A 13094-nucleotide genomic window follows, 5' to 3' on the forward strand; every position below is an offset into this window, starting at 1 on the left:
GTATAATATAACCCGCTAGCGCTGCAAGGGAAAAATAAGATGAATTAGGTATTAACAAAACACTCACAATAAATAAAAAAATACTAGCTGAAATAAAAAGTGTATTTCTAACTTTTGAAGTAATTAAATATAAGATTAAAATCAAAAGCGCTATCAAAGGTTTAAATGCAAAAAGTATTGGTTCAAAAGATGACAATTCTGCAATAACCTCAATTAATGTAAATACAAACATAAAAGCTATTAATGCCTTTTCGATCAAACTACTTTTAACATTATAAATTTTCATTTTATGGTTTTAAAAGGTTCAAAAAATCCTCTTCAGAAATTATAGAAACGTTTAACTTTGTGGCCTTGTCTAGTTTTGCCGGCCCCATATTATCTCCCGCAACAACATAATCTGTTTTGGCTGAAATAGAACTACCTACTTTTCCTCCATTGTCTTCTATTGCTTTTTTTAATTCGTCTCTTGAGAATTTTTCAAAAACACCCGAAACAACAAATATCTTTCCAGAGAAAATTGTGGTTGCGTTTGGATTTACAGTTTCAACAACTTCAAATTGAACTCCTACATTTTTTAATTTATCTATTATAGCAATATTATTTTCATTTTCAAAAAACGAAACAACGCTTTGTGCAATACGCTCTCCAATTTCATCTACTTGAACTAAATCAGAAATTGTTGCAATTTGCAAAGCCTCTATGTTTTTATAATGAAGTGCTAATTTTTTGGCCACAGTTTCTCCTACATATCGAATCCCTAGAGCGTATAAAACCCTTTCAAAAGGAATGTTTTTTGAGTTTTCGACACCATTAATAAGATTTTCTGCAGATTTTTGAGCCATACGCTCTAAGGGTACAATTTGTTCCACCTTTAGATCATAAAGATCAGCATAATTTTGAACCAAATTATTATTGAAAAGTAGCGCAACCGTCTCACCACCTAAACCCTCAATATCCATTGCCTTTCTAGATATAAAGTGCTGTATTCGGCCAATAATTTGAGGAGGGCAACCATAAAAATTAGGACAGTAATGATTGGCTTCTCCTTCATTTTTTATTAACTCGGTTTTACATTCTGGACATTCTGTAATATAAACCGTTGGTGTTGTATTTTCAGGTCTAAAACTCAAATCTACTGCAATAATTTTTGGAATTATTTCTCCTCCTTTTTCAACAAATACAGTATCTCCAATGCGTATGTCTAATTTTTCAATTTGATCGGCATTGTGTAAGGAAGCTCTTTTAACCACTGTTCCTGCCAGTTGTACAGGAGACAAATTTGCAACTGGAGTTATAGATCCAGTTCTACCTACTTGATAAGAAATCGAGTTTAATCGGGTAGAAACCTGCTCTGATTTGAATTTATACGCTATAGCCCAGCGCGGAGATTTCGCTGTATACCCTAATTCTTCTTGAAAATAAAATGAATTAACCTTTACAACAACACCGTCAGTTTCATACGGTAAATCATGACGGTGTACGTCCCAATACGTTATAAAATCAAAAACCTCTTCCAGATTGTTTGCTAATTTAGCTTCCTTGGGCACTTTGAATCCCCAATCTCTTGCCACATTTAAACTGTTAAATTGTGAATCGAAAGGCAAATCACTACCTATTATAAAATACAACAAACAATCTAAGGGTCGTTTTGCAACGACTGCGCTATCTTGTAATTTTAAACTTCCCGAGGCAGTATTTCTAGGATTTGAATAAGGTGTTTCTCCAATTTCAATCAAATCTTGGTTCATTTTTTCAAAACCAGCAAATGGTAAAATTATTTCTCCCCGAATGTCAAATTTTACAGGATAATTACCTTTTAGTTGCAGAGGAATCGTTTTTATGGTTTTAATGTTTTGTGTTACATCATCACCTTGAAATCCATCGCCACGAGTAACTGCTTTTTGTAATTTTCCATTTTCATAGGTTATACTTATCGAAGCACCATCATATTTTAACTCGCAAGTATAAGAAATAGGAACATCGCCTAAAACTTTTTTTAATCTAGTTTCCCAATTGATAAGATCTTCTTTAGAATAGGAATTATCTAAAGAGTACATGCGATGTTCATGCGCTACAGTTTGGAAATTTTTAGTTATAGTACCTCCTACTCTTTGTGTAGGTGAGTTTTTATCTTCAAATTCTGGATACTTACTCTCAAGTTCTTGTAGCTGTTTTAATTTTAAATCAAATTCATAGTCAGTAATAACAGGATTATCTAAAACATAATAATTGTAATTATGCTGATGCAACTCTTCTCTTAGTTGTTGAATTGTATTTTGAATATTCATGGAAATAAAAATTGGCTATCTTAGTACGTGAAATAAGGTACTAAAATAACCAATTTAAAATTTAAACAATGAATTATCCCTCAATAATTGTATTTATTTGCTGGTATAATTGACCATCACTTAAAAAAGAACCTTGTTGAATCAATTCAAAAATTGAAGAGTTGCGTTCCTCTGTAAATTCTTTTTTACCCACTTTCATTTCAATGGTATCCGTAAACATATTGTCACTAAGCCATTGCAATCCATCACGAGTTAAAAAATCAACTTCCGGAACTAGAGATTTCAAAACAATAGATTGCACATAGGTATCAAAACAATGAAAAAGAAAAATATGATTTTTAGAAAAATGTTCTAAATAAGTTGCTTTAGAAAGCACGCCTTCCCAAATCAAATCAGAGAAAACATCCAATTCTTGTTCAGCCACTTCTGGTTTTTCAGCTTTAATTTTATCCCACTCTGCTTTATCAATAGCTTGAGTAGCTAGAAAATTTGTAAACTCTTGTGTCAGTTCTTCAAACTGCTCTTTGGTCAATCGAGTATATTTCATTGTATAATTGTTAATCAAAAATTATAATTCAAAAATGCTTTTTTTGCGAATGCAAATTTAAAACTTAATCATAAAAAAAGCCTTCTTTTTCAAGAAGGCTTTCAATTAATTTCTAAATAGACTAGAAAATATATCTAATTCCAAACTGTGCTTGCCATCTTGATAATAAACTAGCATCATAATTGAACGTTTTAGTTTGTGTACCATTAAAAGTATAAGTAGGCTCTTTTGTGCTTTGATCAACAGAAACTCCTATTGGTTGTATACTTGTAGGAACTTGAACCAATCCCCAATTAGAATTTAATAAATTTCCAACATTTAAGATATCAATACTAAACTGAATAGTATTAGTTTTATCTGAACCGGAAGATGGTTTAAAATTATAATCTTGGATTAATTTCATGTCCCATTTTCCTCTCCATGGTGCTAATGCTCCATAACGCTCAGCATATTGCCCTCTTCTTTCACTTAAATATTTATCTTGATTGATGAAAGCATCAAATGCTGCACCTTGTCCCGCTCCACTAAATGTCATAGCTCCAATTTCAGCCGTCGTAGGTACATAAATTAAATCATTATTAACAGAACCGTCATTGTTAATATCACCTCCGTAAATGTAATTAAAACGTCCTCCTTGAGCATACTCAAAAAATGTAGAAACTGTGGTAGCCCATTTGTCGTTTGTACCGTATTTCCATTTTTTAGATGCTACACCAATAAAACGGTGCGTATCTCCGTATTTTGAATTAGACAAAACGGCATCATTTACATTACCTAAAGCTGGATTAAATGCAAATGCGTCACCCGTAATTTCAGCTTCAATAGAGTTTACATCTTTAGCTATTAAATAATTATAAGCTAAACTCGCAAATAAACCGTTATCAAAAGATTTTTGTAACTTAAATGATGTGTTTAAAACATATCCTTTATTAGAATTAGTCATTACATAAGCGTTATTAGCGCCTTTATCTGCAGCATTGTAAATTACTCTTTTATCAACACCTGCAAGAATACCAGATGGAGTTCTTAAACCCCAGTTTTGAACATGAACACCGTTGATATCTTTGTTGTAAGACATATCAAAAGTTGCAATATAATTGTTCTTAAAACGGTGATCTAAACCTAAACTTGATCTCCATACTTGAGGCCACTTAAAGTTTTTATCCATAATTTGGAAAAATCCGTCATCAGCTCCACTTACTTGATTTCCTAACCATACAAATGGTAATTTCCCAGTAAATATACCTGAACCACCACGCAATTGTGTAGTTTTATCTCCTTTAACATCCCAATTGAAACCCATTCTTGGTGACCAAAGTAATTTATCTGTTGGTAATGTAGTTGAAATTAATGTTTCATCAGCCTTCGTTTTAGGATTATAATACAAAACACTATTATTTCTTGTAGCTCCGTTTTGAGTGTCTATGTATTTTTGAATTAAATCAGAAGTATCAAAATACAACGGTTTGTCAACTCTTAATCCTAATGAAAGTTTTAAATTATCGGTAATATTCCAATCATCTTGAGCATATAATGCAGCTTGACCTACATTAAGCTCAGCTAATTTCCATCCATTATCTGCTCCAACAGCAAACGAATTTCTTAATGCGTAAGTGTCTTGAGCATGTTTCATATTTTGTTTCAACGAACTTAATGCCTCTGGATTAGCAGCATCTGCCAAAAAAGCGGCAACGCTTGAATAAGAATTAAATGTACCATAATATGGAATAGGATCAGTTACTGGATTACGAAATTTATCATATCCAGCCAAATTAAATGAATTTTCAAATTGATATTTCTCAAAAGAAGCACCAAAAGTAAAAGCATGCTTACCTGCTGTATAACTTAAATTGTTTGTAATTTGAAGCACTTTTTGATCTAGAGTATTGTTGATCGAAAAAGGTTCGTGACCAGCAATAATGTAATTTGAACCATTACTCTGAATATTAATTACTGGAGCTGGTTCAGAAAAAGGATCTCTAAAATCATTAAAATGAGTATAACCCGCTTGTAATTTATTAGAAACAGTTTCGCTTATTTTGGAGTTTAACTCAACTAAAAAAGATCTTAATTCATTGTTAATTTGATATCCAGATTTTTCGAATTGTAGTGTATTTGCATCTGGACCTCTAAATCCTAAAGCTGATGGATGCGCTGGTTTGTCTTTTGCAGCATTCAAAAAGTTGTAAATAACAGCCAATTTATTGTTGTCATTAATGTTCCAATCTAATTTTACGATACCTTTATTAGAATTGGTATTATGTTTAAAACCTTGGTAAGCACCTGTGTTATAACCCAATCTACCTAAAGCAGCTGATACTGCAACCAAATCAGATTCTAAAACTCTGGATTCATTTACACCTGTAACACCATCACCATTATTAGCAACAAAATTGGATCCTAAGTCACTACGCTTATCGATTTCATAATTAGCAAAGAAAAACAACTTATCTTTTACTAATGGGCCTCCAAAGCTAAATCCAGCTTGCGTTTGTTCTAAAGAAGGAACAAATATATCTTGTCCTTTTATTTTACTTCCTGTTAGATCTTGATTTCTAAAGAAAGCATAAGCAGTACCATGAAATTCATTGGTACCTGATTTAGTAACTGCATTTACAGATGCACCTGTAAAACCAGATAAAGTTACATCATAAGGCGCTGTAGCAACCTGAATTTGTTCAATTGCATCCAATGAAATAGGTTGCGAACCAGTTTGTCCTCCAGGAGTAGCAGCATCTAATCCGAAAGGATTATTGAAAACGGCTCCGTTCAAAGAATAACTATTGTATTGATCGTTACGTCCTCCAAAAGAACCTCCACTTGCAGATGGTTCTAAACGGGTAAAATCATCAGCTGACCTTGAGATTGTTGGTAACGCAGTTAATTCTTTTCTACCAATTGTAGTTTCGGCACCAGTTCTTCCATTACCAAATACTTTGTTTTTAGAACCTGTAACTTTTACCTCGCTAAGTTGTTGACTCACGTCACTTAGTTGCGCATCTAAAATTAATGCTTTACCCAACTCTAAATATACTTCATTGTAAACCTGAGATTCATAACCTACAAAGGAAATAGTAATTTTGTAAGGCCCACCAATACGCATATTTAGCATATTGTACCTGCCGTCTACATTTGAAACTCCAGAGTATTTGGATCCTGTAGGAGTGTGAATAGCTAAAATAGTTGCGCCTGGTAATGTTTCACCCGCTGAACTTTTTACAATTCCTTTAATACTTGATGTTGTAGTTTGTCCCAACATGGTAACAGAACTACAAAAAATCAGAAGTAGTGTAATAATTTTTTTCATTTGTTTAATTGTGTGCGTTATTTGTGCCACAAAATTAAGCAAAAAAAAATCACTCCGAAGAGTGATTTTACTATTCTTTAACAAATAGTTAAGAAATTTTTATTTTTCTGCAACGATCTCATAGTCTAATTCAACTATAACATCTCTGTGTAAACGAACACTTGCATTGTATTTACCAGTACGTTTAACGATACCGCTAGTGATAAATTTTCTATCAATTGTTTGACCACCTTTAGCTAATGCTTCAGCAATGTCAATATTAGTGATAGAACCAAATAATTTTTCACCACCTGCTTTAGCAAATATTTTAATTTCGATAGCTTTTAAAGCTTCACCTAATGCTTTAGCATCAGCAACTACTTTAGCTTCTTTGTGAGCTCTTTGCTTTAAGTTTTCAGCTAATACTTTCTTTGCAGATGAAGTAGCTAATTGAGCAAATCCTTGTGGAATTAAATAATTACGACCATAACCGTTTTTTACAGTTACTACATCATCTTTAAATCCTAAATTTTGAACATCTTGTTTTAAAATAAGTTCCATGTTGTTGTCCTTTATTATAGAAGTTAGGTTTCATGATTAGAAAACCAACAACTGAGTTTTAATATTATTTAAGTAAATCCGCCACGTAAGGCATCAAAGCAATGTGACGTGCTCTTTTCACAGCAACAGAAACTTTTCTTTGGTACTTTAATGAAGTTCCTGTTAAACGACGTGGTAAAATTTTACCTTGCTCATTAACAAATTTCAATAAGAAATCAGCATCTTTGTAATCAATATACTTGATACCTGATTTTTTGAAACGACAATACTTTTTAGTTTTGTTAGTTTCTATGTTCAAAGGCGTTAAATATCTAATATCTCCGTCTTTTTTTCCTGAAGCCGATTGTTGTAATGTTGCCATAATAATTAAGCTTTTGTAGATTTTAATTTAGTTCTTCTTCTCTCAGCCCATGAAATAGCATGTTTATCAAGACTTACAGTCAAGAAACGCATTACTCTTTCGTCACGTCTAAATTCAGTTTCAAAAGCGATAAGAACCTCACCAGCTACTTTGAACTCGAATAAATGGTAAAAACCACTTTTCTTGTTTTGAATTTCGTATGCCATTTTTTTAAGACCCCAGTCTTCTTTAGACACCATTTCAGCACCTCTACTAGTAAGAAAATCTTCAAATTTGCTTACTGTTTCCTTTACCTGAACTTCAGATAAAACGGGATTTAAAATGAAAACAGTTTCATAATGATTCATAAAAATATATTTATTGTTAATTTGGGTGCAAAAGTAATAAAAAATTTAAATAAAAAAACATTTTTATTGTTTTTATCGACGTAAAGTAAAAAAATCCGATTAATTGAAACAACTTAAATTAAAAGTAGTATATTTACACGATCTAATAAATAAAACTTTATTATGAAATTAAATTGTGTAGTAGTTGATGATAGTTCAATACAAAGAATGATTATCGCAAAGTTAGTAAATAACCATCAAAATCTTAATCTTCTTGGAGATTTCTCTAATGCTATTGAGGCTAAAAATTATATGTCTATCCATGATGTTGACCTTATATTCTTAGACATTGAAATGCCTGTAATCAGTGGGTTTGATTTTTTAGATGGTTTAAAAACGAAACCACAAATCGTTTTCATTACATCAAAAGCAGAGTATGCCATGAAAGCATTTGATTATGATGCTACGGATTATCTTCAAAAACCAATTGCAATAGACCGTTTTAATGCAGCAGTTAAAAGGGCAATTGACAATTACCAATTAAAGAAAGAAAACAAGGAAGAAGAAGGAGAACATATATTCATAAAAAGTAATCTAAAAAAACTTAAAATTTTCACATCCAAGATTAAATGGATAGAGGCTTTTGGTGATTATGTAAAAGTTGTTACTGAAGACGATAGCAATTTAGTCCTTTCTACAATGAAAGCATTTGAAAACGATTTACCCAAAGATAAATTTGTTCGCGTACATAAATCATATATTATCAATATAGACAAAGTAGAACGATTTAACAGCAAGTTTGCTGAAATAGGATCAACTAAAATTCCATTAAGTCGTCATAAAAAAGAGGATTTAGTAAAAGCTTTATCTTTTACCTAAATCATTATACTATTAATAGTAGTCAACATTTAAAATTACTTTAATCGCTCTAAATTGCGCAACAGCCTCAAAACTATTCATTATTTTATGGATAGTTTTTTTTGTGTTTACTAGAGATGTAGTATTCGGAATTTTAATAAGTATCGTACGTATATATTCATTCCTAATTCTACTTATTGCAGGTTCCTCTGGCCCTAATACTGGCATATTCAAATTTTGACTTAATACCTGATACAACCAAGCTGAACCTTCGTTAACTTTGTCATAATTACGTTGTTTAAGTGTTAGCTTGATTAACTTAAAATAAGGCGGGTATTTATAAATTTGACGGTCATACAGTTGCTCCTGATACATTCCGTTGTAGTCATTATGAGTTACTTGTTGTATTGTATTGTGATTGGGATTATAGGTTTGAATAATTACTTTACCTTGTTTTACAGATCGTCCTGCACGTCCTGCAACTTGAGTCATCATCTGGAAACTTCTTTCAAAAGCTCTAAAATCTGGATGAAATAACATATTATCAGCGTTCAAAATTCCGACTAAAGTAACATTATCAAAATCTAACCCTTTGGCAAGCATTTGGGTACCAACTAAAATATCGATTTCTCTATTTTTAAAACTATCGATAATTTTTTCAAAACCAAATTTCCCCCTTGTAGTATCTTGATCCATCCTACCTATTTTTGAATTTGGAAACAAAACAGCTAATTCTTGTTCTATTTGTTCCGTTCCAAACCCTTTAGTAATCAAATCCAAGCTTGAACAAGCATGACAATTTGTAGGCTTAGCCATACTATAGCCACAGTAATGACAGCGCAATTGATTCTTATTCTTATGAAATGTCAAACTTACATCACACTGCTGGCAATGAGGCACATGCCCACACGTAATACACTCCATCACAGGAGAATACCCTCTCCTATTTTGAAACAAAATAACTTGCTCGCCTAAAACTAGCGCATCCGTAATAGATTGAATAAGATCATCACTAAAATGGCCGTTCATTTTCTTTCTGAAATACTTATCTTTTAAATCAACTAATTCTATTTGTGGCATCATCACATTTCCATGACGCTGACTAAGTTCTACCAATCCAAACTTACCTGATTTAGCATTGTAATACGTCTCTATACTTGGAGTCGCAGATCCTAATAATACTTTAGCTTTATGGGCTTGAGCCAAAACTATAGCCGCATCACGAGCATGATAACGTGGTGCAGGATCAACTTGTTTAAAAGTTTGTTCATGCTCTTCATCAACAATCAACAATCCTAAATCTTGAAAAGGCAAAAACAAAGCCGACCTGGCTCCTATTACAACTTGCGCTTTATCTGATTTTTGTAAAACTTGATTCCAAACCTCAATACGTTCATTATTATTATATTTCGAATGAAAAACAGCCACCTTATTGCCAAAATAAGCTCTTAGTCTACCTACTAATTGAGTAGTCAGGGCTATCTCTGGTAGTAGATACAATATTTGACTTCCTAATTCTAGGTATTCTTCTATGAGCTTTATGTAAATTTCTGTTTTACCGCTAGAGGTTACTCCATGTAACAAGCAAACCTCCTTAGAAGAAAAACTAGCTTTAATTTCATTTAATGCAAGCTGCTGATACGTATTTAATTCAAGCAAATCCTCAGTCAATTTGCCCTCAAAAAGAACTCTGTCTTGTTGTAAATAATAATCTTCAAAAATCTCTTTCTCAATTAACGCCTTAACAATTACAGAAGACGAATGGCTTACTTCAATTATTTTTTTTACAGTAATAGGCTTTTTTTCGGTTGCACTTATTTGAAAATAAGACATTACAACATCTCTTTGCTTTGCAGCATTTTTTAAAGTTTCTAATAATTCATTCAATCCCTGATTCGAATCAAATTTAGGATGCAAACGAACATAGCGAACCAACTTAGGCTTATAATTTTCTTGAACTTCTTCATGAAGAACTAGAATATTTTTATCCACTAATTTTTGAATAACAGGAAAGATATTTTTTTTATTCAAGATAGAAATTATATCCTGAATTTTTAATGAATTTTGTTGCTGAAGTGCTTCGTAAACAAGAAATTCATCATCAGACAATTGACTTGAATCAACAAAAGAATTGCTTTTTTGAGAAATAACAGTTTCACTCTCTAGAAGCAATGCACTTGGCAAGGCGCCTCTATACACATCTCCAATAGCGCACATATAATAGGATGCAATCCATTGCCAATGCTGAATTTGGATTTCAGTTACAACAGGATTCTCATCAAGAATTTGACTGATTTCTTTTGCTTCATATAATGAGGGTTGGTTTTGATGAGTTTCCACAACAAGTGCCGTGTAAACTTTACTTTTACCAAACGGTACCGCAACTCGCATTCCCTTTTTTAAAAAATGGAATTCAACTTCAGTTACAGCGTATGTAAAAGTTTTAGCTAAGGAAAGCGGTAAGATTACTTCAACAAAAAACATCGATTTTACAATTAAGAGTTATGAGTTTGAGTTATGTAATACGGTAAACTCATAACTCTTATTGTTTTTATTATCTAACTCTATTCCAGGTTTGAGTTCTTCCAAACAAAGATACGCCAATGTAACCGCGAACATTTAGTTTATCATTCCCTTCAAGAGCAATAAAACATTTATACTGCTTACCTGTAACGGGATCCAAGATTTTTCCTGAATTGTATTCTTTACCATCTTTTTTAAGACCTTTGATGATAACTAAACCCATAATAGGTTTATTTTTCTCTTCTCCTGTACATGCTGTACAAACACTTTTCTTCTTTTCTGCATCAATAATATCAATGATTTTACCATAAATCATCCCTGATCGTTCGTAAATTTCTACAATAGATTTGGCTTTACCAGTTTCATCATCAATAGTTTTCCATTTTCCTAAAACCGATTGATTTTGACCATAAAAACACACGGAAAAAAATAATGCAATAATTGTAATCGTATTTTTCATTTTCTTGATTTTTGCGCCTTTTACAAGGCAACGCTGTCCAAAACAGCTTTTATAATTAAACACTTACTTACTCTTTAATTTCAACTTATTGATGGTTGCATTCAACTCAAATCCCAAAAGCAAAATCATGCAATTGATCCAAATATAAAACATCAATATCAACAAGGTCCCTATGGAACCATATAATTCATTGTATTTTGAAAACTTTACAACCCAAATACCAAATAGATACGAGTCTAAAATGATCAAAATTGTAGTAAAAACAGAACCAATTGATATGAAAGCCCTATTTTTATCATGTTTTGTTCCAAATTTAAACAAAATGGAAGTAGTCATTAAAATCATCAAAATAACAAAGGCATACCTACCTAGAACTATCAATTGAATTTGATCACTAAAAACTGTCTTCTGCAAAAGTACTTCAAATACAACGATTGTTGCAACCGTTACTATTAACAAAAAAGACAACAACATTGACATTCCTAAAGCAACTATATATTGCCTTATAAATCCTCTTTTTACTAGCACATGCCTTGAGGTTTCAAAACCTCCTAAAATTCCATTTAAACCATTTGCCATTAAAAAAATAGATAAAATAAATCCAGATGACAACAAACCTGAGTCACTGTTATTCAAAATATCACTTATTATTTTATAAATGGCATCGTACGTATTTGGTGGTACTCCATCTTTTACAAATAGTAAAAAATCTTCTTGAAAACCATCAATAGGTATGAACGGAATAAGATTTAATATGAACAACGCAAACGGAAACAAAGCCATAAAAAAACTAAATGCAACAGCACTAGCATGATAAGTTACCGCACTTTCAATAATTCCTATAACGTACAGTTCAATTAAATAATAAAGAGACAAGCCTTGTAGCCATGGTAGTTTTATTTTTTTTAAACCAATAACTACATTCCTTATAAGAGGAATTTCAAGTAATCTGTCTTCCGTTTTTTTACTCATATTGCTTTTAAACTCAAATCCATGTTATAAACAGAATGTGTTAAAGCCCCTGATGAAATATAATTTACGCCACACTCTGCATAATTACGGATTGTTTCTTCATTAATATTACCTGATGATTCTGTCAAACACTTAGATCCAATTAAAGCTACTGCTTTTTTAGTATCCTCAAAATTAAAGTTATCGATCAATATTCTGTAGACACCATCGTTTTCCAAAATTTCATTAATTTCTTCTAAATTTCTAGCTTCAACTATAATTTTTAAATCCAAAGAATTATCCTTGAGAAAAGATTTAGTTTTGGCTATAGCCAAAGAAATGCCACCTGCAAAATCATTATGATTATCCTTGAGCATTATCATATCATACAAGGCAAAGCGATGATTTTCACCACCTCCAATTTTTACGGCCCATTTTTCACAAGCTCTAAAGCCTGGAGTGGTCTTTCTAGTATCTAAAATTTTTGTATTTGTACCTTCAAGCAAAGCAGCAAACTTCTTAGTTTTTGTTGCTATAGCTGACATGCGTTGCATGGCATTCAAAACCACTCGTTCTGATTTTAAAATGGATTGTGAACTACCCGAAACATGAAACACAACATCTCCTTTAACCACAGCAGCACCATCTTCAATAAAGGTTTCAACAATCAAACTAGGATCAACATATTGAAAAACCATTTTTGCAAATGCTACTCCAGCAATGATACCATTTTCTTTTACTAATAATTTAGCTTTACCAATTGCCGCTGCAGGAATACAAGCTAAAGAACTGTAATCACCAGGCCCAACATCCTCTCTAATGGCATTTTCGATAAGTAATTGTAACTCTTCTTGAAATTTTTCTTCGCTAATCATAGTAAAAAATTTAACTGCTAAAGTAAGATATTATTTCTCTAAAATAAAATATCTCAAG

Annotated in this window: 12 protein-coding genes; 1 reads left to right on the plus strand and 11 read right to left on the minus strand. The window is 32.0% G+C overall.

The features are described 5' to 3' along the window. The 7 genes from FPG59_RS08670 to rpsF all read right to left on the minus strand — a co-directional run. Window positions 1-286 (minus strand): hypothetical protein (locus FPG59_RS08670; protein ID WP_140344618.1); only part of this gene is annotated, 286 nt, incomplete at its 3' end. Between the two features lies 1 nt (window position 287). After that, the gene (gene ligA / locus FPG59_RS08675) at window positions 288-2288 is read right to left on the minus strand and encodes an NAD-dependent DNA ligase LigA (RefSeq protein WP_086454221.1); all 2001 of its coding nucleotides are present in this window, start codon (window positions 2286-2288) and stop codon (window positions 288-290) included. A 73-nt stretch (window positions 2289-2361) separates the two neighbouring features. Continuing rightward, window positions 2362-2835, minus strand: a complete 474-nt coding sequence (locus FPG59_RS08680) for a DUF6495 family protein (RefSeq protein WP_086454222.1) — start codon at window positions 2833-2835, stop codon at window positions 2362-2364. 121 nt (window positions 2836-2956) lie between these two features. Next, on the minus strand, window positions 2957-6142 hold the full coding sequence (locus FPG59_RS08685; protein ID WP_176330722.1) for a carboxypeptidase regulatory-like domain-containing protein: 3186 nt from the start codon (window positions 6140-6142) through the stop codon (window positions 2957-2959). Window positions 6143-6241: 99 nt separating this feature from the next. After that, window positions 6242-6682, minus strand: coding sequence for a 50S ribosomal protein L9 (rplI, locus tag FPG59_RS08690; protein ID WP_086454223.1), 441 nt, complete (start codon window positions 6680-6682; stop codon window positions 6242-6244). Between the two features lie 64 nt (window positions 6683-6746). Then, complete coding sequence (gene rpsR, locus FPG59_RS08695; protein ID WP_086454224.1) at window positions 6747-7043, minus strand: 30S ribosomal protein S18; 297 nt, start codon at window positions 7041-7043, stop codon at window positions 6747-6749. Window positions 7044-7048: 5 nt separating this feature from the next. Continuing rightward, the gene (rpsF, locus tag FPG59_RS08700) at window positions 7049-7390 is read right to left on the minus strand and encodes a 30S ribosomal protein S6 (RefSeq protein WP_035671622.1); all 342 of its coding nucleotides are present in this window, start codon (window positions 7388-7390) and stop codon (window positions 7049-7051) included. 162 nt (window positions 7391-7552) lie between these two features. Between rpsF and FPG59_RS08705 the strand changes: the two genes are divergently transcribed. Beyond that, on the plus strand, window positions 7553-8248 hold the full coding sequence (locus tag FPG59_RS08705) for a LytTR family DNA-binding domain-containing protein (protein ID WP_086454225.1): 696 nt from the start codon (window positions 7553-7555) through the stop codon (window positions 8246-8248). Between the two features lie 12 nt (window positions 8249-8260). On the opposite strand, the gene priA is transcribed toward FPG59_RS08705, so the two are convergent. The 4 genes from priA to nadC form a co-directional block, all read right to left on the minus strand. Continuing rightward, entirely contained in the window at window positions 8261-10711 is a 2451-nt protein-coding gene (priA, locus tag FPG59_RS08710; RefSeq protein WP_086454226.1) for a primosomal protein N', read from the minus strand. A gap of 70 nt (window positions 10712-10781) precedes the next feature. Beyond that, window positions 10782-11210: a DUF2147 domain-containing protein gene (locus FPG59_RS08715; protein ID WP_086454227.1), complete on the minus strand. Its 429-nt coding sequence runs from the start codon at window positions 11208-11210 to the stop codon at window positions 10782-10784. 63 nt (window positions 11211-11273) lie between these two features. Next, window positions 11274-12182 (minus strand): YihY/virulence factor BrkB family protein, encoded by a 909-nt coding sequence (locus FPG59_RS08720; RefSeq protein ID WP_086454228.1) that lies wholly within the window; start codon window positions 12180-12182, stop codon window positions 11274-11276. Beyond that, the gene (gene nadC, locus FPG59_RS08725) at window positions 12179-13036 is read right to left on the minus strand and encodes a carboxylating nicotinate-nucleotide diphosphorylase (RefSeq protein ID WP_086454229.1); all 858 of its coding nucleotides are present in this window, start codon (window positions 13034-13036) and stop codon (window positions 12179-12181) included. The genes FPG59_RS08720 and nadC overlap by 4 nt, the downstream gene beginning before the upstream one ends. Window positions 13037-13094 lie beyond the last annotated feature (58 nt).

The sequence above is a fragment of the Flavobacterium sp. FPG59 genome (assembly GCF_002150205.1).
GTDB lineage: Bacteria > Bacteroidota > Bacteroidia > Flavobacteriales > Flavobacteriaceae > Flavobacterium.

What these genes read in the sequence shown, in the direction of transcription:
- ligA (WP_086454221.1), bottom strand. Translation starts at nt 2,288, where the DNA reads ATGAATATTCAAAATACAATTCAACAACTAAGAGAAGAGTTGCATCAG.
- FPG59_RS08680 (WP_086454222.1), bottom strand. Translation starts at nt 2,835, where the DNA reads ATGAAATATACTCGATTGACCAAAGAGCAGTTTGAAGAACTGACACAA.
- FPG59_RS08685 (WP_176330722.1), bottom strand. Translation starts at nt 6,142, where the DNA reads ATGAAAAAAATTATTACACTACTTCTGATTTTTTGTAGTTCTGTTACC.
- rplI (WP_086454223.1), bottom strand. Translation starts at nt 6,682, where the DNA reads ATGGAACTTATTTTAAAACAAGATGTTCAAAATTTAGGATTTAAAGAT.
- rpsR (WP_086454224.1), bottom strand. Translation starts at nt 7,043, where the DNA reads ATGGCAACATTACAACAATCGGCTTCAGGAAAAAAAGACGGAGATATT.
- rpsF (WP_035671622.1), bottom strand. Translation starts at nt 7,390, where the DNA reads ATGAATCATTATGAAACTGTTTTCATTTTAAATCCCGTTTTATCTGAA.
- FPG59_RS08705 (WP_086454225.1), top strand. Translation starts at nt 7,553, where the DNA reads ATGAAATTAAATTGTGTAGTAGTTGATGATAGTTCAATACAAAGAATG.
- priA (WP_086454226.1), bottom strand. Translation starts at nt 10,711, where the DNA reads ATGTTTTTTGTTGAAGTAATCTTACCGCTTTCCTTAGCTAAAACTTTT.
- FPG59_RS08715 (WP_086454227.1), bottom strand. Translation starts at nt 11,210, where the DNA reads ATGAAAAATACGATTACAATTATTGCATTATTTTTTTCCGTGTGTTTT.
- FPG59_RS08720 (WP_086454228.1), bottom strand. Translation starts at nt 12,182, where the DNA reads ATGAGTAAAAAAACGGAAGACAGATTACTTGAAATTCCTCTTATAAGG.
- nadC (WP_086454229.1), bottom strand. Translation starts at nt 13,036, where the DNA reads ATGATTAGCGAAGAAAAATTTCAAGAAGAGTTACAATTACTTATCGAA.